Raw genomic sequence first — 24750 nt, forward strand, 5'->3', positions numbered from 1 at the left:
GGTCCTACAGGATGTTATACAGAAGGTAGATAGGGCTTTCCAGGGCTTCTTCCGGAGGGTCAAGAAGGGACAAAAACCCGGTTACCCCCGCTTCAAAGGAAAAGGACGCTACGACTCCTTTACCTTTCCCCAAGCTGGAACTACCGGGGTCAAACTTCAGAAGGACGGCAAACGGGTTTTCATCTACGGTGTTGGGTCGGTGAAGGTGAAACTTCACCGACCTCTGGAAGGCAGGATCAAGACGGCTACGGTAAAGCGGGAAGGGGATGACTGGTACATCATCTTTGTCTGTGAAGTGGACCCTAAACCCTTGCCCGAAAGCCATGAAGCCATTGGCATAGACCTGGGCACCAACCCTCACTTCCTCGTTACCTCCGACGGGGAGATGGTAGAAGCTCCCAGGTACTATCAGAAGGCCCAGGAAAAGCTTGTTAAAGCCCAAAGGAAGCTCTCCCGAAAGAAAAGGGGTAGCCACCGTTACAAGAAGGCCAAAAGACGGCTTGCCAAACTGCACCGCAAGGTTGCCAATCAGCGCAAAGACTTCCACCACAAGCTTGCCAGGAGGCTTGTAAACCGCTATGGCACCATTGTCCATGAAGAATTAAACATAAACGGTTTATCCGGTTCCTACCTTGCCAAAGGGGTACTTGACGCAGGGTGGGGACAGTTTCTCCAAATCCTTGCCTACAAAGCGGCGGAAGCTGGTAGGCGGGTCATCGGGGTGGACCCCAAGTACACAAGCCAAGACTGCCCTGTCTGTGGTCACCGGGAGAAGAAGCCCCTGTGGGTCAGGGAGTTTAAATGTCCTTCTTGTGGGGCTCTTCTCCATCGGGACGTGGCAGCGGCAGTGAACATCTTGGCTAAGGCCTGGGTCAGCCGAAAGGCTACCTTGCCGGGGCCTTCGGCTACGGGTCTATACCCGGAACCGAGAAGCCTCGCTCTTTAGAGCGGGGAGTCGTCACTAAACGAAGAAGCCGCCCGTGTACCCGAACCTATAGACGAAGAAGCCCCCAGTGTACCGGCCTAAGAAGGTCCCCTCCTCCCCTGAGGCGTGCCCGTACACGTAGAAGCCCCCGGCGTAATAGTTCAGGGAGTGCCCCTCCTTCCCACCCCATGCCAGGGCGGGCACCAGGAACCCCAGGGCCAAGGTCACAGCCAAAAGCGCCTTCCTGAGCATGTCCTTCACCTCCTTGGCGGCTTCCCCTTTCGCCGCCAACCTCCTTTTAGCCCAGGGGGGTTGAACAGGGCCTTAACGCTGGGTGAACGCCTCCATCCGCTTCCGGTACCTTTCCGCCAGCACCGTGTAACGGGCCTCCTCCAGGAGGGCGATGGCCTCCTGGAGGGTCGCGGGGTCCTGCCTCAGCTCGGCCAGGTTGGCCAGCACCGCGGCGGTGAGCATCCAGTCCCGGCCTTCCTTGGCCAAAAGCAGGGCCTTACGGTAGGCCGTTTCGGCCTTTTCCCTTTGCCCTTGACGGTGGTAAAGCGCCCCTAGGTTGTTCCAGGCCCGGCCCAGGGCTTCCAGCACACCCGCCTCCTCCGCCAGGCGCAAGGCCTCCTGGTAGAGGGCCTCCGCCTCCTCGGGGCGGCCCTGCCGTTCCCGCACCACCCCCAGGTTTAGGAGCACCCGGGCTCGAAGGAGAGGGGTGTCCCCCGCCGCTTCCAGGGCCTCGGCGAAAACCCTTTCTGCCTCTGAACGGCCCGCCTCAAAGAGGGCCACCGCCCGGTTGTTGAGGGCGTCCACTTGCCGGGCCACCTCCCCCGCCGCCAGGAAGCGGACCGCTGCCCGGGCGAAAAGCTCCGCAGCCTCGGCAAACCGGCCGTGGCTTAGGGCCATGAGCCCCTCCAGGTTCAAGGCCTCCCCCTGGGCCCAGGGGCTTCCTTGGCGGGCCAGCTCCGCCTCCTTCATGGCCGCCTCCACCTGGCCTAGGCGGAAGAGAATACTGCCCCGCACTGCCGCTACCTCACTTTGGAGGTCCCTCTGACGCATCTCCGTACCCTCCAGGGCCTCGAGGGCCTCCCAGTAGCGCCCCAGCCTCTCTAGGATTCGGGAGCGGAGGAGGAGCACCTCCGGCCTTCCAGGCAGTGCGGCCAAAAGCTCCAGTCCCAGGTGGGGATTTTCCAAAATGAGCTTGCGCACTTCCCCTAGGAGACCCTTCCCTGCCCGTTCGTGGTCCTCCGTCCCCCAAAGGGGCCGGGCCAGGAGGTAAAGGGGGAGGGCCTCCTTTAGAGGTAGGCGGCGGGCCAAAAGGAGGGCGGCTTCCTGGGCCTCGAGGGGGAGGTGCTGAAGGGCGCCCCGGTCCAGGCTATCCCCTCGGGGAAGGCCCTCCAAGGGAATGGCCCTGCCCCCCTCCCCCACGAGATCCTCCTCCTGGAGAAGCTCCAGCAGGGCCACCGGAATTCCCAGGGCTTCCACCGCCTCTTGAGGGCGGAAATACAGGCCAAAAAAGGCTTTGCGGGCCTCCTTAGACAGGGGCGGTGGTGGCTGGAAGCCCTCTTCCCCTCCCTCCACCGCCCAGCGGACTCCAGGCAAGGAATGCGCTTCCTCCAAGAGGGCCTTGCCCCGTTCGGGAAGCCCCAGGAGGTAGAAGGCCCGGGCCTGCTGGGCAAAGGCCCCGTAGACCTCCAGGGCCACCCTTTCCCGGGTGGACCAGACCCATTCCTCCAGCTCCTCGCCCAAGGGTAGCTCCACGCCCTCCAGAAAGGTACCCCGGTAAAGGCGTCGGACCTCCCCTAGGCGCCCCTCCTTAAGGGCAAGGCGGAGGGCCTGAAGGTCGGTGGCAACCCGGGCCTTGAGCACCTCTCCCCCCTCCACCACCCCCAGGGGCTTGAGCTGGGTAAGGGCCACGGAAAGGCTATTCAGGGGGTCCTGGGCTTCGGGCCAAAAGAGCTCCGCTAGGTGGCGCCGGGCCTTAGGTCCTTCCAGGACCAGGTAGGCCAGGAGGAGCAGGGGCTTGGGGCGGTGGAAGGTATGCCCCTCCAGCTGGAGCCCCCCCAGTACCCGGAGCATGCCTCCATGTTAAGCCCTGTAAAGCCCAGGGAGGTTTTGTAAGGTGGTAACCTACCCGAAGGCTCCAATGGGGCTAGGCTTTAACCATGGCCAACCGCCTCCGGGGCTCTTTAAGCCCCTACCTTCTGCAACACGCGGAGGATCCCGTGAACTGGTTCCCCTTCGGGGAGGAAGCCTTCATGCTGGCCAAGGAGGAAGGGAAGCCCCTCTTCCTCTCCGTGGGCTACAGCGCCTGCCATTGGTGCCACGTGATGCACCGGGAGTCCTTTCAGGACCCCGAGGTGGCGGAGCTTCTCAACCGCTACTTCGTGCCGGTGAAGGTGGACCGGGAAGAGCGGCCGGACGTGGACGCTGCCTACATGCAGGCCCTAGTGAGCCTCACCGGCCAGGGGGGCTGGCCCATGAGCCTCTTCCTCACCCCAGAGGGCAAACCCTTTTTCGGGGGCACCTACTTCCCCAAGGAGGATCGGGCGGGCCTGCCCGGCTTCAAGCGGGTCCTCCTGGCGGTGGCCGAAGCCTGGCAGGCAAGGCGGGTGGAGGTGGAAGGGGAAGCCGAGCGCCTTGCCCAAGCCCTATGGCGAAGCCTTACCCCCCCTCCTGGGCCGGTACCCAAGGAGGCGGAGGCCAAGGCCCTCCAGGCCCTAGGGTCCTCCTTTGACCCCGAATGGGGCGGGTTTTTGCCGGCACCCAAGTTCCCCCAAGGAGCCCTCCTCCTCTACCTTTTACCCCTGGTCTGGCGGGGGGAGGAGGGGGCAAGGCGGATGGTGCGCAAAACCCTCGAGGGCATGGCTTTGGGTGGGGTGTACGACCAGGTGGGCAGCGGATTTCATCGCTACGCCGTGGACCGGCGCTGGTACCTGCCGCACTTTGAGAAGATGCTCTACGATAACGCCCTTCTGGCCCGGGTTTATCTGGGAGCCTACCGGGTTTTTGACAAGCCCCTCTTCCTGCGGGTAGCCCGGGAGACCCTGGACTGGATCCTGTCCATGCAGGATCGGGCTGGGGGGTTCTATACGGCCCTGGATGCGGAAAGCGAGGGGGAGGAAGGGCGTTACTATACCTGGAGCCTAGAGGAGCTGGAAGGGGCCTTGGGCGAGGATTACCCCTTGGCCCAGCGGTACTTTGCCTTGGAAAGCGCCTTTCCCATCACGGGTAAGGACGGGTCCCCTAGGTACGTCCTCACCGCTTGGGGCGAGGAGGAGGTGAAGGGCCTGCTGGGAGAAGGCTTTGCCGCTTGGCGGGAGGGGGTTTTGGCCCAGCTTTTGGCCCTAAGGCGGCACCGCATGCCCCCAGGCTTGGACGACGAGGTCCTGGCCGACTGGTCCAGCTTGGCGGTGCGGGCCCTGGCGGAAGGGGGAAGGCTTTTGGGGGATGACCGTTACCTGATGGCGGCGCGGAGGGGGGCTCACTTTCTCCTTACGGGTATGCACCGGGAAGGTCTTTTGCGGCACGTGTGGCGGGCGGGATGCCTGGGGGAGGAGGCCTTCCTCCAGGACCAGAGCTTTGCCGCCCTGGCCCTGTTGGAGATCTATACCGCCACCGGGGAGTGGCCTTACCTGGAGCGGGCAAGGTACTTGGCGGAGGCTGCTTGGACCCACTTTCGGGAAGGTGGCCTTAAGGCCCAAACCCTCCTTCCCCTCCCCACCCGGGACGTGGAGGAAACCACCCTCCCCTCCGGGGCAAGCGCCCTGGCCGAGGCCCTTTGGCGGCTACACGCGGTCTTTGGCGGGGACTACCGGAAGCGGGCCCAGGCCCTTTTGGAGGAGGTGGCCCTGTGGTTGGAGCGCTACCCCCAGGCCCTTCCCGGCTTCCTCTTAGTCCACCGCCTGCTTTTGGAGGGTACGGAGCTGGCCCTTCCCATCCCCTCACCCCTTTTAGGGGTGGTGCGGGGGCTTTACCTGCCCCTTACCCAGCTGGTGAGCGGTCCTCCTGAGGCCCTTCCCAGCCTGGCAGGGCGGGAACCAGGGAGGGCCTACCTGTGCCGTGAGGGAAGCTGCCGCTTGCCTGCGGAGAGTGTGGAGGCTTTGTGGGAAGAGCTTGGGGCGGTGTACGTGGGGAAGTAGATTGGGGAAGTAGATTAGTGCTTAGCTTCACGATTAAGCCCACCCGTGAACTTTCTCTCATCAAATGTATTGACTCCACCGCCCACGCCCCTTAAGCTATTACCGAACGGTCGGTAAGGAGGCCCCATGCCCGAAACCTGGATTGTAGAAGCTCTGAGAACCCCCATCGGCAAGCACGGGGGCGCCCTGGCCACGGTGCGCCCCGATGACCTCCTGGCCCATGTCCTTTCCGCCCTCATGGAGCGAAGCGGGGTACCCAAGGAGGCCGTGGAGGATGTTTACGCCGGCTGCGCCAACCAGGCCGGGGAGGACAACCGCAACGTGGCCCGCATGGCCCTTCTCCTGGCAGGCTTTCCCGTGGAGGTGGCAGGCTGTACCGTGAACCGCCTTTGCGGCTCGGGCCTCGAGGCCGTCGCCCAAGCCGCCCGGGCCATCTGGGCGGGGGAGGGGCATGTCTACATCGGGGGCGGGGTGGAGTCCATGTCCAGGGCCCCCTTTGTGGTGCCCAAGGCGGAGAAGCCCTTTCCCACGGGCAACACGGTCATGTACGACACCACCTTGGGCTGGCGCCTGGTAAACCCCAGGATGCAGGCCCTCTACGGCACGGAGAGCATGGGGGAAACCGCGGAGAACCTGGCGGAGATGTACCAGATCCCCAGGGAAGAACAGGACCGCTTTGCCCTCCTCTCCCATCAGAAGGCCATTCGGGCTTGGGAAGAAGGGCGCTTTTACGAGGAGGTGGTCCCCGTACCGGTAAAACGGGGCAAGGAAGAGGCCTTGGTTTCCGTGGACGAAGGCCCCAGGCGGGATACTTCCCTGGAAAGGCTGGGCCAACTGAAACCCGTCTTCCGGGAAGGGGGAACGGTGACCGCGGGCAACTCTAGTCCCCTTAACGACGGGGCTAGCGCTGTCCTCCTGGTCTCCGACGGTTACGCCAAGGCCCATGGCCTCAGGCCCTTAGCCAGGATCAAGAGTATCGCGGTAGCCGGGGTTCCCCCGAGGATCATGGGCATTGGCCCTGTACCCTCCACCAAGAAAGCCCTGGACCGGGCGGGGCTTACCCTGAAGGACATCGGCCTGATTGAGCTCAACGAGGCCTTCGCCGCCCAAAGCCTAGCGGTCTTGCGGGAATGGGGCCTGGACATGGAGGACCCCCGCCTGAACCCCAACGGCGGGGCCATCGCCTTGGGCCATCCCTTGGGGGCCTCGGGAGCCCGGATCCTCACCACCCTCCTCCACGAGATGGGAAGGAGGGGAGTGGAAATCGGTCTGGCCACCATGTGCATCGGTGTGGGCCAAGGGATTGCCGTGGTGGTGGAGAAGGTCTGATGCTACCCCACCCTGGCTTAAGCCAGGGTGGGGACCCCGGAAAAGCCCTTGGATAGGTGGCATCTCAGTGGAACTCGGGGAACGAAACACGAGAAAAGGGTATGATGGCCCCCTGGGTCGCGCCCAGCTGAGGGTCCCGGAAAGAGCCCTTGGATAGGCGTCATTCCGGTGGCGCTTAGGAAACGGACCAGAAGGAAAGGGTAGGGGACTTTGGAGGGGCTATTATGTGAATGATATCACGATTAGCAATGCTTGTGCTTTTCCTCCCCACAGCATCACCACGCCAAGGCCATCCCCTCAGCCCTCCAATCCGAGGCCGCCACCCACGACTCCCCGTACCTAAGCACCACCTGCCCCCGGCCAAACGCGCTGGCCTCCACCTCATACCGCACCCGGTGGCCCAAGTCCTTTAGGAAGAGGGCCGTGCTAAGGGGTATCCCAGGCTCCAGAAGCACCTCACCCTCCCCTCCCCTACCCGAGGCCACCTGCCAACGCGGCCGGTCCAAGGCCGCCTGGGGATTTAGGCGAAAATCCGCAAGGCCCACCACCACCTGCACATGCCCCTGGGGCTGCATATACCCCCCCATGACCCCAAAGGGGCCTAAGGGGTTCCCCTCCTGGGTCAGGAACCCCGGGATGATGGTGTGGTAGGGACGCTTCCCCGGCCCCACCCGGTTGGGGTGGTCCTCCTCTAAGGAAAACCCCAAGCCCCGGTTTTGCAAGGCCACACCCGTCTTGGGAACGAGGATACCCGCCCCAAACCCCTGGTAGTTAGACTGGATCAGGGAAACCAGGATCTCCCCATCCGCCACCGCCAGGTACACGGTTCCCTCCGGCCTGAGCCCGGGCAGCACCTGCGGCAAGGCCCTATCCCCGATGAGCCTTTGCCTTTGCGCCACGTAGCTAGGAGAAAGCATGGCCCTTGGGTCCACCTCCAGGAACCGGGGGTCGGCCACGTGGCGGAAGGCATCGGCTAGGGCTAGACGCATGGCCTCAATCTGCAGATGGTAACTGAAGGGATCCTCCGGCTTAAGGTCAAATCCCTCCAGGATGGCCAAGGCCAGAAGAACGGCAATCCCTTGCCCGTTGGGGGGAAGCTCGTGCACGGTCAGGCCCCGGTAGTCCAAGGAAAGGGGCTCCACCCATTCCGGCTCATGGGAGGCGAGGTCCTCGAGGCTAAGGAGACCCCCAGTGGCCTCGCTGAAGCTGGCAATGGCCTCCGCCAACCTCCCCCGGTAAAGGCTTTCCCCATAGCTCTCCCCGATCTCCCTTAGGGTTTGGGCATGCCCGGGGCTTCCCCACACCTCTCCCGCCCCAGGCGCCCGGCCTTGGGGGAAGAAAACCTCCTGAAAAGGTTGGAACTCAGGGCCCTTAAGGGGAAGGAAGATCTCCTCCGCCCGCCGCCAGGCCCGGGCCGTTTCCGGGCCCACGGGGAAACCTTCTTCCGCGTAACGAATAGCTGGGGAAAGGACTTCCGGAAAGGGAAGCCTTCCGAAGCGCTCGTGTAACGCCCGCCATCCCGAGACCGCCCCCGGCACCGTCACCGGGAGCCAGCCCCTTTCCGGCATCCCCCCCTCGGGAATCCGCTCGGGGGTAAGGCGCAGGGGGCTTTTCCCCGAGGCGTTAAGGCCGTGGAGCCTCCCATCCCACACCATGGCGAAAAGGTCTCCCCCAAGGCCATTGCTGGTGGGTTCCACCACCGTGAGCGTAGCCGCCATGGCGATGGCAGCATCCACGGCATTGCCTCCCTTTAGGAACATCTCCATCCCTGCCAGGGCCGCCAGGGGCTGGCTGGTGGCCACCGCTCCCCGCCGGCCCAAGACCACGTGCCGACGGGAAGGATAGGGGTAGTAGGTGAGGTCCATGGATTCCTCCTCCGCAAGTCTACCCCTCTCCAAGCGAAGGGCCCACGCCCCCCAGCGTCCCCACGAGGCCCTAAGAAAACTCCCGCTCCAACTCCCTAAGGCGCTCGGCAATGCCCGTGTACTCCAGTTCCTCCATGGGCAGCATGGCGGGCCCGTAGAAGCCCTGGCGGCGCATCTCCTGGGCCTTGGCCACCGCCTTAGCCCGTACGGCATCCCAAACCGGGTCCGCGAAGAGGTCCACCGGCTCAGACAACCGCCCCTCCTTAAGGGAAAAGGCCAACCCGCACACCATGGGTACACAGAAGAAGGTGGAGGCGGGGGTATTGGCCCTTACCGGCATCAGGGGCAGGTGGTGGCTTCCCCGAGTATCCCCGGCCACGAAGGGGGCCAGGGCAAAGGGGGGGCCAAACTCCTCCGTGGCGGGAAAGATCTTCTGCGTACGGACGATAGCCACGGGGTCGTCCTTACCCACGTAGCGCCCGGCGATGTTGCGCAAGCGGGTGGTGCTCACCACGGCAGCGATTTCCCCATAGCGCCGGGACCAAATGGACTCTATCCCAAACCGGTGGGAATCCCGAAGCAGAGCGGCGATGTCGTAGAGCCTCTCGGGAGCGTCAAGAACGATATAGCTATCCCTTTCCGTCTGGGCCAAGTCCATGATGCGGAAGCGAAAACCGGGGCGCAGATCGGGGGAAAGCAGAAGCCCAGAGGAGTACATGGGATCGGCAAAGGCCAGGTAAAGGGGCAGGTTGAAAGCCCCAGGCTCGGTCTTATCCGCTGCCAGCACCATGAACGGCTCGGCAGGGCGTTCCTCAAACTCCATCTCCGCCACCTGGGGCCCAAGGCCATGGAGGTTACCGGAAAAGGCGTCCTTCAAAAGATCCTGCCCAGCCCCGTAAAGGCCCTCTTCCTTAGCAACCCGGGTACCTTCCTGAAACGCCTTCCACGCCAGCTCGTGGACAGCAGGGTTTCGCGGACCTTGGGCGTGGGATAGGAGGAGGACGATGTCGTCCCCTATGTGAAACACGTGGGCGTCCAAGAGCAAGCGGCCCACCGCCTCCCGAACCACTCCTTCCACCTGGGCCAACACCTTGCGGCTCGGTAGGGTGTGGCCTCCGATGGAGCCGATGTCCGCCTTCAGCACGCTGAGGGTAACCTTCATAAGTACCTCCGGTCATTTCCATGTTTCCACATTTATATAGGGTTTGGCAAGGTCCCGGTTTGCAAGCCAGATGGGCATCTGGAAACGTGGAATCGCGATGGCTTGGGCCTTGACACCCCCAGCCTCTTGGCGGTAGAGTGGCCTTACCGACCGGTTGGTGAGATATGGGAACCGCCACCCGCGACCGCATCCTGGAAGAAGCCGCCCGGCTATTCACGGAAAAGGGCTATGAGGCCACCAGCGTCCAGGACTTGGCCGAGGCCCTAGGCCTTTCCAAAGCGGCCCTGTACCACCACTTCCAAAGCAAGGAGGAGGTCCTTTACGAGATCAGCCAACAGGCCCTGGAAGGACTCCTCCTCGAGGGCAAGAAGGCCCTAGCCGTTTCCGACCCCAAGGAGGCCCTGCTCCGCTTCATGGAGGGCCACGCCCGGTTCTTTGAGGAAAACCGGCCCTTCTTCGTCACCATGCTCCAGGGCCTGCAAAGCCTCTCCCCGGAAAAGCAAAGGCCCATCATCGCCCTGCGCGACCGGTACGAGGAAATGGTGCGCACCCTCCTCCAAAGGGGCATGGAAGCCGGGGTCTTCCGCCAAGTGGACGTGGCCCTGGCGGGACGGGCCGTGCTCTCCCTCCTGAACTGGATGATCCGCTGGTTCCGCCCAGGCGGGCCCTTGCGGGCGGAGGAGGTGGCCAGGTTCTACTTTGAGCTCATCCTGAGGGGGTTAGAAGATGGAAGTGCCTGAACACAAGGAAATCCGTCAGTTGGCAAGGCGTTTCCTGGAAGAGGCGGGGCCCGCTTTGGCCAAGTACGAGGAGGAGGAAGCTTTCCCTTGGCCTCTGGCGAAGCGGATGGGAGAGCTGGGCTTCTTAGGGGTTTTCGTGCCCGAGGAGCTAGGAGGAGCCGGGCTAGACTTTTGGGCCTACGTGGCCCTATTGGAAGAGCTCGGGGGATACGCTTCCTTACGATCTATCCTTTCCGTACAGCAGAGCCTGGTCCTTACCCCCCTTCTCACCTACGGCACGGGGGAACAGAAGGAGCGCTACATTCCCCGCCTGGCCCGAGGGGAGATCCTCGGGGCCTACGGCCTCACGGAGCCCGAAGCGGGGTCGGATGCGGGAAGCCTGCGCACCCGAGCTTACCGGGATGGGGATTATTACGTTCTGGAAGGGCAAAAGACCTTCATCTCCCACGCCAACGTGGCCCAGGTCTTCCTTATCTTCGCCAAGACGGAACCCCAAAAGGGCAGTAGGGGCATTACCGCTTTTCTGGTGGAGCGAGAGGACGGGGTGCGGACCACACCCCTAAAGGGGAAGCTGGGCCTTAGGGCGGCGGACACCGGGATGGTCTTTCTGGAAGGCGTGCGCATTCCCAAGGACCGGATTCTGGGAGGGGAAGGGCAGGGCTTCAAAATCGCCCTTTCCACCTTGGACACGGGCCGGATCTCCCTGGCGGCCGGGGCGGTGGGGCTCATGCAAAGGGCCCTGGACCTTTCGCTGCGCTACGCCCAGGAGAGGCGGCAATTTGGCCGGCCCATCGCCAGTTTTCAGCTAATCCAGGCCCACCTGGCCCAGATGAAGCTGGACCTGGAAGCCAGCCGGCTCCTCACCTACCAAGCGGTGGCCAAAAAGCTCAAAGGGCAGCGGTATACCCTAGAGGCCAGCATGGCCAAGCTTTTCGCCTCGGAGGCCGCCAACCGCGTGGCCTACCGGGCCATCCAGGTCCACGGGGGCTACGGCTTCTTTGAGGAGTACGAGGTGGCCCGGCTTTACCGGGACGCCCGCATCCTCACCCTTTACGAGGGGACCAGCGAGGTGCAGACCCTGGTCATCGGGGCGCACCTCACCGGGATCAAGGCCTTCGGGGAAGGTTAAGGGAGGTGATGGGGATGCCCATGTACTTTGAGGATTTTGAGGTAGGCCAGCGCTTTACCACCCCGGCCCGCACGGTAACCGAGGCCGACGTGGTCAACTTTGCCGGGGTCTCCGGGGATTACAACCCCATCCACACCGATGCCGAGTTCGCCAAGGAGACCCCCTTCGGCCAGCGCATCGCCCATGGGCTCTTGGTGCTTTCCATGCTCACCGGCCTCCGACAGCGAAGCGGGCACTTTGAGGGCACCATCATCGCCTGGATGGGGATCCGTAACTACAAGTTCCTAAAGCCCGTCTTCATCGGGGACACGGTGAGGGGGGAGAGCGAGATCCTGGAGAAGCATGAGACCAGCAAGCCGGACCGGGGTGTGGTGGTTCAGCGGGTGCGGGTCCTGAACCAGCGGGGCGAGGTGGTACAGGAGGGGGAGTTTGTCACCCTGGTCCGCAGAAAGCCCCAGGTATAGCGAGCCGGGCAAGGCCGAGGGTACGGCTACCGGTGCGGAAGGAGTCCCTCCAAGGGAGGCGTGGTGCTCTGCCTGGCCAGCCCCGCCTCGGACTACATCACCGGGGTGGTGCTTCCCATAGACAGGGGGGCCACAGCCCTCTAAGCTAGGCGAAGTGGTTCAGGGGCCCGTGCCCGCGCCCCAGGCCGGGGGCGGTCTCCAGGGCCCGGGTGAGGTAGGCCTTGGCCTCGGCGACCGCCTCTTCCAAGGGCTTTCCCAGGGCGAGGAGGGCAGCGATGGCGGCCGAGAGGGTGCACCCCGTGCCGTGGGTGTTTCGGGTCGGGATACGGGGGGCACGGAAGGCCAGGATGCCCCTTGGCGTGGCCAGGAGGTCCACGGCCTCCGCCCCTGCAAAATGGCCCCCCTTGAGAAGCACGGCCTTGGGGCCAAGGGCGAGAAGGGCCATTGCCGCCTCCTCCGCCTCCCTTAGGGTAGGGATGGGCCTTTGCAGGAGGGCTTCCGCCTCGAGGCGGTTGGGAGTGACAAGGGCGGCCAGGGGGAAGAGCCGCTCCTTAAGGGCCCGAACCCCTTCGGGGGCAAGCAGGGGGTCCCCCCCTTTGGCCACCATCACCGGGTCCACCACCAAGGGGTGGATCCCGTAGCGCTCCACCCCTTGGGCCACAGCCGCCACGATGGCGGCGCTCCCCAAAGCCCCCGTCTTGGCGGCGTGGATGGGAAAGTCCTCGGCCACGCTTTGGATCTGCTGGTATACCAGCTCGGGGGGCAGGAGTTCCACCCTTTGTACTCCCAGGGTGTTCTGGGCCGTCACCAGGGTGAGGGCGCTGGTGCCATAGACGCCGAAGCGGAAGAAGGTCTTAAGGTCTGCCTGCACCCCGGCCCCGCCCCCGGAGTCCGAGCCAGCTATGGTAAGGGCTACCCGCACACCCTACCCCTAACCCACGGGCAGTTCCATCCGGGCCCGCCCCTTAAGGACCGCCTCCACCAGGTTCATGGGGCAGAAGGGGCCGCACATGCTGCAGGCCTTGGTCTTGGAGCCCCGCTCCTCCTTGAGCCTCCGGGCTTCCTCGGGATAGAGGCAGAGGGCGAACTGGCCTTCCCAGTCCAGGCGGTAGCGGGCCTCGGACATGAGGCGGTTCCGCTCCAAAGCCCGAGGGTTCCCCCGGGCCACGTCGGCGGCATGGGCGGCGATCTTGAAGGCGATCACCCCCTCCTTTACGTGCTCTGGGGTGGGGAGGCCCAGGTGCTCCGCCGGCGTGAGGTAGCAGAGCATATCCGCCCCCATCCAGCCCGCCAAGGCCCCGCCGATGGCCCCGGCGATGTGGTCAAAGCCGGCGGTGGTATCCACGGGGAGCATGCCCAGGATGTAGAAGGGAGCGTGGCCGGTGAGCTTCTTTTGGATCTGCACGTTGGTGGCCACCTCGTTCAAGGGGATGTGCCCAGGCCCCTCCACCATGGCCTGCACCCCCGCCCGGCGGGCCCTTTCCACCAACTCCCCAATGGTGAGGAGCTCGGCCATCTGGGCCCGGTCGGTGCTGTCCGCCAGGGAACCGGGCCTGAGGCCATCCCCCAAGGAAAGGGTCATGTCGTAGGTGCGGGCGATGTCCAAGAGGTCGTCAAAGCGGGCGTAGAGGGGGTTCTCCTCCCCCCGCTTCAGCATCCAGGCGGCCAGGAGCCCCCCGCCCCGGCTCACGATCCCCGTGGTGCGCTCTGTGTGACGGTAGACCTCCAGGTTCTTCAGGGTCACCCCCACGTGCACGGTGATGTAGTCCACCCCCTGCTTCCCGTGCTCGTCAATCACCTGGAAGAGTTCGTCCGCGGACATGTCAAAGAAGCTCTTCCTCCTGGCGGCGCGGAACTCCGCCTCGTAGATGGGCACGGTACCCAAGGGGACCGTGGCCACCTCGAGGATCCGCTCCCTTATGGCCCTTAGGTCCCCTCCCGTGGAGAGGTCCATGATGGTATCCGCCCCATAGCGGATGGCCACCTGGGCCTTCGCCACCTCCTCCTCCAGGTTCACGTAATCGTAGGAGGTGCCCAGGTTGGCGTTCACCTTCACGCTAAGCCCCTCCCCGATCCCCTTGAAGTCCTTAAGGGTGCGGTGGTTGGGGTTCCGGGGGATTACGATCCGGCCCGAAGCCACCCCTTCCCGCACCACTTCCGGGGAAACCCCCTCCTTTTCGGCCACATAGGCCATCTCCTCGGTGACGATGCCTTTTCTCGCCGCTTCCAGCTGGGTCATGGTTCCACCCCCATGAGTTCCAGAATCCTTTTGGCCGTCCAAGGGGCCAGGAGGACCCCATTCCTCCCGTGGCCCACCGCCGCCCATACGCCCTCCTCCACCTGGCCCACGAAGAGCTCCCCCACCGGCCTATACCCCCAAAGGGCTTCCCTAAAGCGCGCCCCTTCCAGCTCTGGAAAGCGCTCATGGGCGTAGTCTGCAAGCCACCGTAGCCCAAAGAGGTCCACCCCTGGGGCCCACCCTTCCCGGCTGGTGGCCCCCACGTACACCCCCCCTTCCCGGGGGAGGAGATAACCCTCCCCGGCAAAAAGGGGCTGAGGGGGCTGGGCCTCAGGAGGCCCCACCAGGACCAGGGCCTCCCCCTTTAGGGGGCGCACCCTAAGGCCAAACCGCCCGGCCCAGGCCCCCACCGCCAGGAGGGTGCGCCTGGCCTGGGCGGAAAACGCCCCTTCCCTGCCCCGCCCCTGGACCCGCCCCGGCTCCACCCTTTCCACCTCCGCCTGGATAAGAGGGGTGTCCATGGAGGCCAGGGCCTTCAGCAAGGCCTCCCGTAGCCTTCTGGGATGCACGTATCCCCCGGGGAAGGTGCGCACCTTTCTTCCACCTCGCACCGGGTAGGAAAGGGGTTCTCTGGCCTCCCAGGCCTCCTCCTCGCCCTGGGTGAGGGCCACCACCTGGGTACCGGAAAAGCCCGCCTCCACCTCTAAGCCCCAACCCCTAAGGTCCTCCATGAGGATGGGGTAGTACTCCAGGCCCAAGAGGGCGGCCTGAAGCACCTCCCCGGAAAGCCCCTCGGGGTAGGGGGCCAGCATGCCCGCGCTGGCCAGGGTGGCGGCCCCTTCCTTGCCGGCATCCAGGAGGAGGACGGAAAGCCCCCGCTTCCGAAGCTCATAGGCCGCCAGGGCCCCGATGATGCCGGCCCCCACCACGATGGCGTCCGCCTTCACCGGCTAACCCCTCCCAACGGAACGCCCTCCGTGGGGCTCGAGGGGCTCGCCCCCTCCCTGGGCCGCATGGGCCCCGCCAGGTACGCCTTCCTCCCCGCCTCCACCGCCAAGCGGAAGGCCTCGGCTATGGCCACGGGGTCCTTGGCCTCGGCGATGGCGGTGTTGACCAGTACCGCATCCAGGCCCATCTCCATCACCTCCGCCGCATGGGAGGGTAGGCCCAGCCCCGCGTCCACCACCACCGGGGGAAGGGAGGCCTTCTCCCGGGCAAAGAGCTCCAAAAGAGCTCGGGTCCGCACCCCCCAGCCGGAGCCGATGGGGGCCGCCAAGGGCATCACCGTGGCCGTGCCCAGCGCCGCAAGCCTCTTGGCCACGACCAGGTCGGGGCCGATATAGGGGAGGACCGTGAAACCTTCCTCCAGAAGCTTTTCCGCCGCCTTCAGGGTCTCTAGGGGGTCGGGAAGGAGATAGCTGGGATCGGGGATCACTTCCAGTTTCACCCACCTCTCCCCCGTGAGGACCCGGCCCAACCGGGCAATCCTAAGGGCCTTCTCCGCGGTTTTGGCCCCGGCGGTGTTGGGGAGAAGCCTAACCCCCTCCAGGGCCTCCAGGAGTCCCACATGCCCGGGCATCCTGGCCTCCACCCGGCGGATGGCCACGGTGACCACCTCGGCCCCTGAAGCCCTAATGGCCTCCCGCATCACCCCAAAGTCCTTGAACTTGCCCGAGCCCAGGATGAGGCGGCTTTTAAGCTCGGTATCCCCTACCTTCCAGGTGTCCATCTAGCCTCCTTGCATGAGGGTGACCACCTCCACCACATCCCCTTCCCTCAGGACGCGGTGGGGAAGCTCCCGCCCCGGGTAGGCCTCCTCGTTGAGCAAGACCGCCACCCGGGATGGCTCCACACCCAGCTCCTCCAGGACCTCCCTAAGCGTCTTTCCTTCCAAGGGCTTGGCCTCGCCGTTAAGCCACACCATAAAGCCTCTCCCGAAAAGCCCGCGCTGCCTTTTCCGGGTTTTCCGCATCCAGGATGGCCCGCACCACCACCACCCGGCTTGCCCCGGCTTGCAAAACCTCGTCCAGGTTCTCCAGGGTGATGCCGCCGATGGCGTACCAGGGCTTTTCCGGAAGGTTTTCCCTGGCCCAGCGCACATAGGCCAGGCCGGCGGCGGGCCTTCCCGGCTTGGTGGGGGTTTCCCAGACCGGCCCCACGGAGAGGTAGTCGGCACCCTCCTCCAAGGCTTTCCGGGCCTGCTCAGGGGCGTGGGTGGAGCGGCCCACCATGCCGGAGAAAAAGCGACGGGCTTCCTGGGGTGTAAGGTCCCCCTGCCCCAGGTGCACCCCATCGGCTCCCAGGAGGGCCGCCAGGTCCGGCCGGTCGTTGAGGAAGAAGGGCGCCCCGTAGCGCCGGGCTAGGGAGAGCATCCTTTCCCCTAGCTCCAGGATGGGCCTGGCCTCCCAGTCCTTGGCCCGGAGCTGCACCACCTCTACCCCGCCCGCCAAGGCTCTTTCCGTGCGGTCTAAGATCTCCCCAAAGGACCAACCGGGCCTAGGGGTTACCACCAAATAAAGCCTTCCCAGCAAGCTTCCACCTCCTCGGCGCGTTCAGCCCGGGTTAATGCAAAAGGCGAGGGGTCCGAGCCCAAGCGCTCCGAGGAAGGGGCAGCGAATTGTGGTGAGGTTTCCTCCGCATAGGCTTCCCTCCGCCGGCATTACCCGGATCAGGTTCTAAGGGTTGCTGGGAGAGACCCAGCTCTCAGCCCCTCGCTTGGGGCACCCCTAGCCTGCCCTTTGATTATAGCATGCCCGAGGCGTGGGGTCCCGCTCGCGGAATCCTCTGACACCCCGAGGCCTCCCCTGCCAAGCAGATGCTTATGGGAGAGCTTATGGTCTACCCCCATGGATCCTCGCACATACCCTTGACTTTCATAGACTCAATGGTATACTATGCCGCCAGCCCCCTTTCGGGGGAAGGAGGCGCAATGGGCGAGACCTTGTTTGAGAAAGGAAGGAGCCTAAACCAGGCGGAAGCGGAGATCCGCTACCTGGAGGCCATGATCCCCCGCCTCGAGGCGGGGGAGGAAGACCCTGAGGATTTCAGGGTCTACCGCTTAAAAAACGGCATCTACGGCATCCGGGGTAGGCCCGAGCATCATATGGTCCGCATCAAGCTTCCTGCGGGGCGGATCAGCCCGGAGGCGCTAAGGGTCTTGGCGGAGGTGGCCGAGCAGTACGCAGAGAACCGCCTGGCCCACGTGACCACCCGTCAGGCGGTCCAGCTACACCATGTGCACCGCAGGTACCTACCGGAGCTTTTGCGCAAGGTAAACCGGGTAGGCCTCACCACCCGCGAGGCCTGCGGCCACTCCATCCGGGCCATCACCTGCTGCCCCTTTGCCGGGGTCTCCCCCGAGGAACCCTTCGACGTGACCCCTTACGCCGAGGCCACCTACCGCTACTTCCTCCGCCACCCCGTGGGGCAGAACCTGCCCCGTAAGTTCAAGATCGCCTTTGAGGGATGCGGCACCGACCACGCCCGCACCCCCATCCACGACATTGGAGCGGTGGCGGCGTTGGAGGGGGGCAAAAGAGGCTTCCGCCTCTACGTGGGTGGGGGCCTGGGGGCTGCTCCCATGAGCGCCGAGCCCTTGGAGCCCTTCACCCCAGAGGAGGACCTTCTCCCCACCATCCTAGCCGTTCTCCGCCTCTTTGACCGCCATGGCAACCGCAAGGTCCTAACCCAGGCCCGGCTTAAGTTCCTGGTCAAGAAGTGGGGGATCGCCGCCTTTCGCGAGGCGGTGCGGGAGGAAAGGCGCATCGTGAAGTTAACCGCCAGCGGGGAGGATCTCAAGGCCTGGCAGCCGCCCCAGGACTCCTCGCCTCCTCCCCTACCCTCCCCCCCAAGAAAACCCTTCTCCTTTGCCCCGGGGTTTGACGAGTGGCGCCGCACCAACCTCTTCCGCCAGAAGCAGGAGGGGTACTATACCGTCACCGTTCGCCTCCCCTTGGGGGACATCACACCCAAGGGGCTTAGGGCCCTGGCGGCAATCGCCGAAACCTATGCCGGCGAGGTGCGAAGCGCCATCAGCCAGAACCTCCTCCTCCGCTTTGTGCCGGAGGAAGCCTTGGGCGGGCTCTACGAAGCCCTTTTGCAGGCCGGTCTAGCCTCTCCCCAGGCCCATACCATCCTGGACATCACCCGCTGCCCCGGGGCCGATACCTGTAACCTGGCCATCACCCACTCCCGGGGCCTGGCGCAAGCCCTCGAGGCCCACTTGGCAAACCTTCCCCTGGTCCGCGACCCCGGGCTAAGACCCATCGCCATGAAGATCTCCGGCTGCCCAAACTCCTGCGGCCAGCACCACATCGCCGACATCGGCTTCTATGGGTCCAGCCGCAAGGTGGGGGAGAGGGAGGTTCCCCATTACACCCTGCTCCTGGGCGGGCGCACTCGGGAAGGGGAAGCTCGCTTCGGCCAGATCGTGGCCCGCATTCCCGCGAGGCGCACTCCAGAGGCGGTGGAAAGGATCCTTAGGCGCTACCAGCAGGAACGGCAGGAGGGGGAAAACTTCCAAGCCTTCCTAGACCGGGTAGGGGTAGCCTCCTTCAAGCCCCTTCTGGCCGATCTTCAGGAGATCCCCCCTTACGAGGAGGCCCCGGGGTTCTACGAGGATCTGGGAGCGGAAGGGGAGGTTTTCCAGGTGAGCCTGGGGCGGGGAGAGTGCGCCGTATAGCGTAACCGGGAGGCAAGGGCATGCGACTGGCCTATACCGGTTTCAGGAGGAGGGAGGAGTTCAAGGTCCTAGCGAAAAAGCTAGGCTTCACCCCCCTCCTTTTCCCCGTGCAGGCCACGGAGAAGGTACCCGTGCCCGAGTACTGGGATGCCCTTTGGCGGCTGGCCTCAGGGGTAGACCTGTTCCTGGCCACCACCGGGGTGGGTGTGAGGGAGCTCCTGGAGGGGGGAAGGGCTTTAGGGCTGGACCTCGAGGGTAGCCTGCGCCGAGCCCACCGCCTAGCCCGGGGAACCAAGGCGGCCAGGACCCTAAGGGAACTGGGGCATCCTCCCCACGGGGTGGGGGACGGCACCAGCCTAAGCCTCGTCCCCCTGCTTCCCGAAGGGCCCGGGGCAGCTGCCCTCCAGCTCTACGGCAAGCCCCTCCCCCTTCTGGAAAAGGTCCTGGAAGAAAAGGGCTACCGTGTCCTTTCCCTCATGCCTTACCGCCACCTGCCGGACCCCAAGGGCATCCACCTTTTGGAGGAGGGCATCCTTGCCGGTGGGGTGGATGCGGTAGCCTTTGTGGCCGCCATCCAGGTGGAGTTCCTCTTTGAAGGAGCTAGGAATCCAGAAGGACTTAAGGAAGCCTTTCGGCGAGGGGTGAGAGCTGTTGCCGTGGGCAGGGTTACCGCGGATGCCCTAAGGGAATGGGGGGTAGCTCCGTTTTACGTGGACCAACAGGAAAGGCTGGGAAGCATGTTGCAAGGGTTTTTGCGCGCTTTGCGGGAGGTGGTATGACCTACTTCCCCCTCATGCTGGACCTAAGGGATAGGCCCGTACTCCTCATCGCTGGCGGGCCGGAGACGGAGGCCAAGCTAAGAGCCCTCCTGGAGGCCCAGGCCCGGGTCACGGTCTTGGCCGAGGCAACGGGCCCGGACCGCCATGGCCTGGCGGCCATGGCGAGGGAGGGTAGGATTCGCTGGATTCCCCGGGCTTACCGGGAAGGTGACCTAGAGGGGTTCTACCTGGTGGTGAGCCATCCCCAGGATAGGTCCATACACCCCCAGGTTAAGGCGGAGGCGGAAAGGCGAAGGGTATTCCTTGTAGCCGTGGACGACCCGGAAAACGCCACCGCCATCCTCCCGGCCGTGCTGAGGAGGGGGGAACTGGTGGTGGCCCTCTCCACCTCCGGTGCTGCCCCGGCCCTAGCGGTGCGGCTTAAGGAGCGCCTGGGGAACCTTTGGGGGAGGGAGTACGGGGAAGTCGTGGCCTACCTGCGGAGCCTAAGGCCCAGGATAGCGCAAATCCCGGACTTCGCTGAACGCAGGCAGCTTTGGTACCGCATCGTAGACCTAGTCTTAGAAGAGCTGGACCTGGACCCGGAAAAGGGTCTGGATAGGGCCAAAGCCAAGGTGGAAGAAGCGCTAAGGGAGGGCTAGGGCATGGACAAGGTAGAGGCGGCAAAGGCCATCATCCAGGAGGCGCTAGCCGGTAGCCAGGCTCCCTGCTTCACCTGCAGCTTCCAGGCAGAGGATGTGGCAATGCTACACCTCCTCCTAGGCGAAAGGCCCGATGTTCCCGTCCTCTTCCTGGACACCGGCTACCACTTCCCCGAGGTCTACGCCTACCGGGATGAGCTAAGGGAACGGCTGGGCTTCCGGCTTGTCAACCTCACTCCCAATCTCTCTCGGGAGGAGCAGGAGAAGCTCTACGGGAAGCTTTACGAGACCGATCCAGCCCGTTGCTGCCAAATGCGCAAGGTGGAACCCCTTTTCCAGGCCCTGGAGGGCTACGACACCTGGTTTACAGGCCTCAGGCGGGAACAATCCCCCACCCGGGCCAATCTGAAGCCTCTAGAGGAGGCCATCCTCCCCAGCGGCCACCGCCTGAGGAAGGTAAGCCCCCTATACGACTGGACCCTAAAGGAGGTCTTTGCCTACCTGGCTGTAGCTGACCTCCCCTACCTCCCCCTTTACGACCAAGGTTATCTCTCCATCGGCTGTGCCCCTTGCACGGCCAAGCCCTTGGACCCCAAGGACCCCCGCTCCGGCCGCTGGGCGGGCAAGGGGAAGCTGGAGTGCGGCATCCACCTGCATGGCAAGGAGGAGTAGATGGCCTTGCTTCTGGGCTTCCTCATCGCTTTCGCCATCGGGGTTACCGGGGTGGGAGCCGGCACCGTAACCGCCCCTCTCCTCATCCTGGCCTTGGGCCTGCCCCCGGAGGTGGCGGTGGGCACCGCGTTGCTCTTCGGTTTTCTCGTAAAGGTCCCGGCCGGGCTCGTCTACCTTTCACGGGGCCAGGTCTCGGCAAACGCCCTCGGCCTCCTTCTTGTGGGGGGGCTCCCCGGTGTCCTTCTGGGCAGCCTGCTACTCGTCCACCTCAAGGGCGCTAGGGATTTGGTCCTTCTCCTGGTGGGGCTCACCGTGGTCCTCTCGGCTGGGCTTGCCCTGTACCGCACCCTCGTCCGCCTATCCACGGCCAGGAAAAAGCCCTGGCTCCTGCCTCCGGCTGCCTTCGGGATCGGCCTCGAGGTAGGGTTTTCCTCCGCGGGAGCCGGGGCGCTTGGCACCCTCCTTCTCCTCTACGCCACTCGGCTTACCCCCCAGCAGGTGGTGGGCACGGACATCCTCTATGGCCTGGCCCTGGCCCTAGTGGGCGGCGGAGTCCACCTGCACTTCGGCCAGGTGGACTCGGAAACCCTCCTTCCCCTAAGCATGGGCGGGGTGGTGGGGGCTATACTGGGAGCCCTCCTGGCCACCAGGGTCCCCAAGGAACCCTTCCGGGTTGCCCTTCTAATCTGGCTCCTTTTCATCGGCGCCCAGCTGGTCTACCGGGGGGTGGCCCATGGGTAGGGTCTACCTGGTGGGGGCTGGGCCAGGGGACCCGGAGCTCCTCACCCTGAAGGCCTACCGGCTCCTAAGGGAGGCCCCTGTGGTTCTGCACGACCGGCTCTTGGACGAGAGGGTCCTCTCCTTGATAGGCGGGAAAAAGGTAGATGTGGGAAAGGGGCAGGGGGAAAGCCACAAGCAAGAGGCCATCCACCGCCTCCTTCTTCACTACGCCCAGGCCTTTCCCTTCGTGGTCCGGCTCAAGGGCGGGGATCCCTTCGTATTCGGTAGAGGCGGAGAGGAAGCCCTCTTCCTAGCTTCCCATGGGGTGGAGGTGGAGGTGGTACCAGGGGTGAGCAGCGTGTTGGCCACGGGGCTTCCTCTCACCCACCGCGGCCTGAGCTCAGGGTTCGCCGTGGTCTCGGGCGTTTTGGATGGGGGTGGGTACCCAGACCTCAGCCCCTTCATCCACGTGCCCACCCTGGTGGTCCTCATGGGGGTGAAAAGGCGGGCCTGGATCGCCCAAGAGCTCATCCGGCTGGGGAGGAGGGCGGATGAACCCGGCCTGTTCGTCATGGAGGCCACCACCCTAAAGGAGAGGAAGGTATGGGCCACCCTGAAGGAGGTGGCAGCGGGGAAGGTGGAGATTACCGCTCCAGCGGTATGGGTGCTGGGGGAAGTGGTGAGGCTCTTCAGACCATGCACCAAGGAGGCCTCGGCATCCCTGGCGAAGGTGGAGGTTTAGAAGATGGAGACAACCCTACCCCAGGTGGAAATTGGTGAGGACGAGAGGTTAGACCTGGAGAACCTGGCCACGGGGGCCTTCCACCCCTTGCATGGCTTTATGACCCAGGAGGAAGCCCTCTCCGTGGCCTACGAGATGCGGCTTCCCTCGGGGGAGGTTTGGACCATTCCCATTCTCCTTCAGCTCCGGGAGAAGCCCCGGATGGGTAAGGGGGAACGGGTGGTCTTGGTGCACAGGGGGAGACCGGTAGCTGCGCTGGAAGTGGAGGAAGCCTACGAACTGGACCTAAAGGCTTTGGCCCGTCAGGTCTTCGGTACGGAAAGCGAGGTCCATCCCGGGGTGAGGAGGCTCTTAAGCAAAGGCTCCTACGCCCTCGGAGGAAGGGTGGAAGTTCTGGCCTGGAGGCCTCGAGGGGCCCTGGAAAAAACCCCGGACGAGGTGCGGGGCCTTTTCCAACGAAAGGGTTGGCGGAAGGTGGTGGCCTTCCAAACCCGCAACGCCCCCCACCGGGCCCACGAGTATCTGATCCGGCTGGGGCTGGAGCTGGGCGATGGCGTCCTGGTCCACCCCATCCTGGGGGCTAAGAAGGAGGACGACTTCCCCACAGGGGTGATCGTGAAGGCCTACCAGGCCCTCATCGAGGGTTTCTTACCCCGGGATCGGGTAGCCCTTTTTGGCCTCGCCACCCCCATGCGCTACGCCGGGCCTAAGGAGGCGGTCTTCCACGCCCTGGTGCGCAAGAACTTCGGGGCCACCCACTTCCTGGTGGGTAGGGACCACGCAGGGGTCGGGGATTTTTACAATCCTTACGCTGCTCACCGCATCTTTGACCAGCTTCCCCCCCTGGGAATCGAGATCATCAAGGTGGGGGCGGTCTTCCACTGCCTGGTCTGTGGGGGCATGGCCTCGGAAAGAACCTGTCCAGAAGCGCACCGGGACAAGCGGCTAAGCATCAGCATGACCATGGTGCGATCCCTTTTAAGGGAAGGCAAGACCCCGCCCCCCGAGCTGGTGCGGCCAGAGCTCCTACCCATCCTCCGAGAAGGAATCTAGGCCCAGAAACCGCTTTCGGCAGGGATATCCAACCCCCTTCAGGAACCTCGAGGGGAACCGGGGCCCTCCTTTGCCCAAGCAAGAAACCTCCGGGCTCCCTCCGGCCTGGCAGGGAGATAGAGGTGGACAAAGCTTCCCAGAATGCGGCCATCCGTGTAGCCCTCCACCCCCTGCCCTCCCACCCGCCGCCAAGCGGGGCTCATGGAAGGTTCCATGCGGGCATAGTGGAACTCGTGCCCCTTGAGAACCTCGCCCTTTTGGGCTAGCGGATTGCCCCTTAAGGCCTCCACCTCCCGGTAGCCCAGGACCGGTCCCTGGCCCATGCGGGCTTCCCCAGGGACCAGGCCCACCATAGGGAAGAACCTGTCCCCTATCCAAAGGCCTCGGGAGAGGTAGATGTACCCTCCGCACTCGGCCACGACGGGGCCTGGGAACCCGCGGATGGCTTCCAGCAGGGGTTGGTTTTGCGCAAGCTCCTGGGCAAAGAGCTCCGGGTAGCCACCTCCTAAAAGAAGGGCCTGGGCCTTGGGCAAGGCGGGGTCCTGAAGGGGGCTAAAGGGAATGAGCTCCGCCCCCAAGGCCTGCAAAAGCTCCAGGCCCTCAGGGTAGTAGAAGCGAAACGCCTGGTCCCAGGCGTAGGCCACGGCCACCTGGGGGGGGTGGCTTTCGGGCAAGAAAGGAGGCACTTGGGGAAGGGGTTCCGCCTCTTGGGCCAGGCGGAGGAGGCCCTCGAGATCCAAGGTCGCCGCCTGGACAAGGGCCTTAAGGGGAGGCTCCACCTCCCCCGCCAGCACCAGGCCCAGGTGCCGCTCGGGAATCTCCAAGGCAGGGTCCTGGGGAAGCCAGCCCAAAAGGGGCAGGCCTACCCGGACAAGGGCCTCCCGCAGGAGTTCGGCGTGCCGTACCCCGCCTACCCGGTTGGCGAAGACCCCCACCACCCGGACCTCCGGGTCAAAGCGCCGGAAGCCCTCGGCCAGGGGTGCGATGGAGCCCGCCATGGCGGAGGCGTCCACCACCAGGACCACAGGGGCCTGAAGGAGCTTGGCCACCTGGGCCGTGGAACCCACCTTGCCCCAAGGGTCCTTTCCGTCAAAGAGGCCCATCACCCCCTCCACCAGGGCCAGGTCCGCTCCCCTGGCCCCGTGCTGGAAGAGGGCGAGGAGGCCTTCCCCATCCAGGAAGAAGCCATCCAGGTTGTACACCTTGCGGCCCGAGGCCGCCCCAATGTACGGGCTTCGCCCGTGACCGAGGTGGGTGGGGTCCATGTAGTCCGGCCCTACCTTGAAGGGCTGAACCCTTAGGCCCCTTTCCCCTAAGGCCCCGATAAGGGCCAGGGCCACCGTGGTCTTCCCCGCCCCCGAGTGGGGGGCAGCCAGGACCAGGCGGGGGATACGCTCCATGCCCTTAGCTGGGGGAGAGGTTTCGGAGGAGCCGAGCCGCCTCCTGCTGGGCTGTTTCCAGGAA

General features: G+C 64.6%; 23 protein-coding genes, 2 pseudogenes and 1 riboswitch. Of the genes and pseudogenes, 14 read left to right on the top strand and 11 right to left on the bottom strand.

Features of this window, described 5'->3' with window-relative positions; translation table 11 throughout:
* Positions 1-946, top strand: a 946-nt coding sequence (locus tag L0D18_RS01865) for an RNA-guided endonuclease InsQ/TnpB family protein (protein WP_243026994.1), incomplete at its 5' end; no start/stop codon positions are given.
* 15 nt (positions 947-961) lie between these two features.
* Here L0D18_RS01865 and L0D18_RS01870 read toward each other — a convergent pair.
* Positions 962-1216: a hypothetical protein gene (locus L0D18_RS01870; protein ID WP_243026995.1), complete on the bottom strand. Its 255-nt coding sequence runs from the start codon at positions 1214-1216 to the stop codon at positions 962-964.
* 33 nt (positions 1217-1249) lie between these two features.
* A complete protein-coding gene (locus L0D18_RS01875) occupies positions 1250-3007 on the bottom strand; it encodes a tetratricopeptide repeat protein (RefSeq protein WP_243026996.1) in 1758 nt (585 codons plus the stop codon).
* Between the two features lie 86 nt (positions 3008-3093).
* Here L0D18_RS01875 and L0D18_RS01880 point away from each other — a divergent pair, with 86 nt between their 5' ends.
* Together L0D18_RS01880 and L0D18_RS01885 are read left to right on the top strand one after the other, a co-directional pair.
* Positions 3094-5070 carry a thioredoxin domain-containing protein gene (locus L0D18_RS01880; RefSeq protein WP_243026997.1) on the top strand — a complete coding sequence of 659 codons (1977 nt, stop codon included), beginning with the start codon at positions 3094-3096 and terminating at the stop codon, positions 5068-5070.
* 126 nt (positions 5071-5196) lie between these two features.
* Complete coding sequence (locus L0D18_RS01885) at positions 5197-6399, top strand: thiolase family protein (protein ID WP_243026998.1); 1203 nt, start codon at positions 5197-5199, stop codon at positions 6397-6399.
* A 275-nt stretch (positions 6400-6674) separates the two neighbouring features.
* Here the strand turns inward: L0D18_RS01885 and L0D18_RS01890 are convergent, their stop codons facing one another.
* Together L0D18_RS01890 and fbp are read right to left on the bottom strand one after the other, a co-directional pair.
* On the bottom strand, positions 6675-8264 hold the full coding sequence (locus L0D18_RS01890) for a gamma-glutamyltransferase family protein (RefSeq protein ID WP_243026999.1): 1590 nt from the start codon (positions 8262-8264) through the stop codon (positions 6675-6677).
* A 70-nt stretch (positions 8265-8334) separates the two neighbouring features.
* Positions 8335-9426, bottom strand: coding sequence for a fructose-1,6-bisphosphate aldolase/phosphatase (gene fbp, locus L0D18_RS01895; protein WP_243027000.1), 1092 nt, complete (start codon positions 9424-9426; stop codon positions 8335-8337).
* A 164-nt stretch (positions 9427-9590) separates the two neighbouring features.
* On the opposite strand from fbp, the gene L0D18_RS01900 reads away from it, so the two are divergent.
* The 4 genes and pseudogenes from L0D18_RS01900 to L0D18_RS11945 all read left to right on the top strand — a co-directional run.
* Positions 9591-10166 (top strand): TetR/AcrR family transcriptional regulator, encoded by a 576-nt coding sequence (locus L0D18_RS01900; protein WP_243027001.1) that lies wholly within the window; start codon positions 9591-9593, stop codon positions 10164-10166.
* On the top strand, positions 10153-11295 hold the full coding sequence (locus L0D18_RS01905; protein ID WP_243027002.1) for an acyl-CoA dehydrogenase family protein: 1143 nt from the start codon (positions 10153-10155) through the stop codon (positions 11293-11295). The genes L0D18_RS01900 and L0D18_RS01905 overlap by 14 nt, the downstream gene beginning before the upstream one ends.
* 14 nt (positions 11296-11309) lie before the next feature.
* Positions 11310-11759 (top strand): MaoC family dehydratase, encoded by a 450-nt coding sequence (locus tag L0D18_RS01910; protein ID WP_243027043.1) that lies wholly within the window; start codon positions 11310-11312, stop codon positions 11757-11759.
* Between the two features lie 54 nt (positions 11760-11813).
* Positions 11814-11903: pseudogene (locus L0D18_RS11945) on the top strand (gluconate 5-dehydrogenase); the annotation flags it as partial.
* Between the two features lies 1 nt (position 11904).
* Here the strand turns inward: L0D18_RS11945 and thiD are convergent.
* The 6 genes from thiD to thiE are packed head-to-tail and all read right to left on the bottom strand — an operon-like array spanning position 11905 to position 16529.
* On the bottom strand, positions 11905-12681 hold the full coding sequence (gene thiD, locus L0D18_RS01915; protein WP_243027004.1) for a bifunctional hydroxymethylpyrimidine kinase/phosphomethylpyrimidine kinase: 777 nt from the start codon (positions 12679-12681) through the stop codon (positions 11905-11907).
* Positions 12682-12690: 9 nt separating this feature from the next.
* Positions 12691-13998, bottom strand: a complete 1308-nt coding sequence (gene thiC, locus L0D18_RS01920; RefSeq protein WP_243027006.1) for a phosphomethylpyrimidine synthase ThiC — start codon at positions 13996-13998, stop codon at positions 12691-12693.
* A complete protein-coding gene (locus L0D18_RS01925) occupies positions 13995-14945 on the bottom strand; it encodes an NAD(P)/FAD-dependent oxidoreductase (RefSeq protein ID WP_243027007.1) in 951 nt (316 codons plus the stop codon). The genes thiC and L0D18_RS01925 overlap by 4 nt, the downstream gene beginning before the upstream one ends.
* Positions 14942-15727, bottom strand: a complete 786-nt coding sequence (locus L0D18_RS01930; RefSeq protein WP_243027009.1) for a thiazole synthase — start codon at positions 15725-15727, stop codon at positions 14942-14944. Before L0D18_RS01930 ends, L0D18_RS01925 begins: the two co-directional genes overlap by 4 nt.
* The gene (gene thiS, locus L0D18_RS01935) at positions 15728-15922 is read right to left on the bottom strand and encodes a sulfur carrier protein ThiS (RefSeq protein WP_243027011.1); all 195 of its coding nucleotides are present in this window, start codon (positions 15920-15922) and stop codon (positions 15728-15730) included.
* On the bottom strand, positions 15909-16529 hold the full coding sequence (thiE, locus tag L0D18_RS01940; protein WP_243027012.1) for a thiamine phosphate synthase: 621 nt from the start codon (positions 16527-16529) through the stop codon (positions 15909-15911). Before thiE ends, thiS begins: the two co-directional genes overlap by 14 nt.
* A 97-nt stretch (positions 16530-16626) precedes the next feature.
* Positions 16627-16736, bottom strand: a riboswitch (TPP riboswitch).
* A 191-nt stretch (positions 16737-16927) separates the two neighbouring features.
* On the opposite strand from thiE, the gene L0D18_RS01945 reads away from it, so the two are divergent.
* From L0D18_RS01945 to sat, 7 genes and pseudogenes are all read left to right on the top strand, one after another.
* Positions 16928-18679 (top strand): nitrite/sulfite reductase, encoded by a 1752-nt coding sequence (locus L0D18_RS01945; protein ID WP_243027013.1) that lies wholly within the window; start codon positions 16928-16930, stop codon positions 18677-18679.
* Positions 18680-18699: 20 nt separating this feature from the next.
* Complete coding sequence (locus tag L0D18_RS01950; RefSeq protein WP_243027014.1) at positions 18700-19458, top strand: uroporphyrinogen-III synthase; 759 nt, start codon at positions 18700-18702, stop codon at positions 19456-19458.
* Positions 19455-20115, top strand: a pseudogene (locus L0D18_RS01955) (precorrin-2 dehydrogenase/sirohydrochlorin ferrochelatase family protein). The gene L0D18_RS01950 and the pseudogene L0D18_RS01955 overlap by 4 nt, the downstream one beginning before the upstream one ends.
* Complete coding sequence (locus L0D18_RS01960; RefSeq protein WP_243027016.1) at positions 20103-20771, top strand: phosphoadenylyl-sulfate reductase; 669 nt, start codon at positions 20103-20105, stop codon at positions 20769-20771. Before L0D18_RS01955 ends, L0D18_RS01960 begins: the two are co-directional and overlap by 13 nt.
* Positions 20772-21512: a sulfite exporter TauE/SafE family protein gene (locus tag L0D18_RS01965; protein WP_243027017.1), complete on the top strand. Its 741-nt coding sequence runs from the start codon at positions 20772-20774 to the stop codon at positions 21510-21512.
* The gene (cobA, locus tag L0D18_RS01970; RefSeq protein WP_243027018.1) at positions 21505-22233 is read left to right on the top strand and encodes a uroporphyrinogen-III C-methyltransferase; all 729 of its coding nucleotides are present in this window, start codon (positions 21505-21507) and stop codon (positions 22231-22233) included. The genes L0D18_RS01965 and cobA overlap by 8 nt, the downstream gene beginning before the upstream one ends.
* 3 nt (positions 22234-22236) lie before the next feature.
* Positions 22237-23286 carry a sulfate adenylyltransferase gene (gene sat, locus L0D18_RS01975; protein ID WP_243027020.1) on the top strand — a complete coding sequence of 350 codons (1050 nt, stop codon included), beginning with the start codon at positions 22237-22239 and terminating at the stop codon, positions 23284-23286.
* A gap of 38 nt (positions 23287-23324) precedes the next feature.
* On the opposite strand, the gene L0D18_RS01980 is transcribed toward sat, so the two are convergent.
* Entirely contained in the window at positions 23325-24686 is a 1362-nt protein-coding gene (locus tag L0D18_RS01980) for a cobyrinic acid a,c-diamide synthase CobB (RefSeq protein ID WP_243027021.1), read from the bottom strand.
* Positions 24687-24750: the final 64 nt, after the last annotated feature.

This window comes from Thermus albus (assembly GCF_022760855.1).
Lineage (GTDB): Bacteria > Deinococcota > Deinococci > Deinococcales > Thermaceae > Thermus > Thermus albus.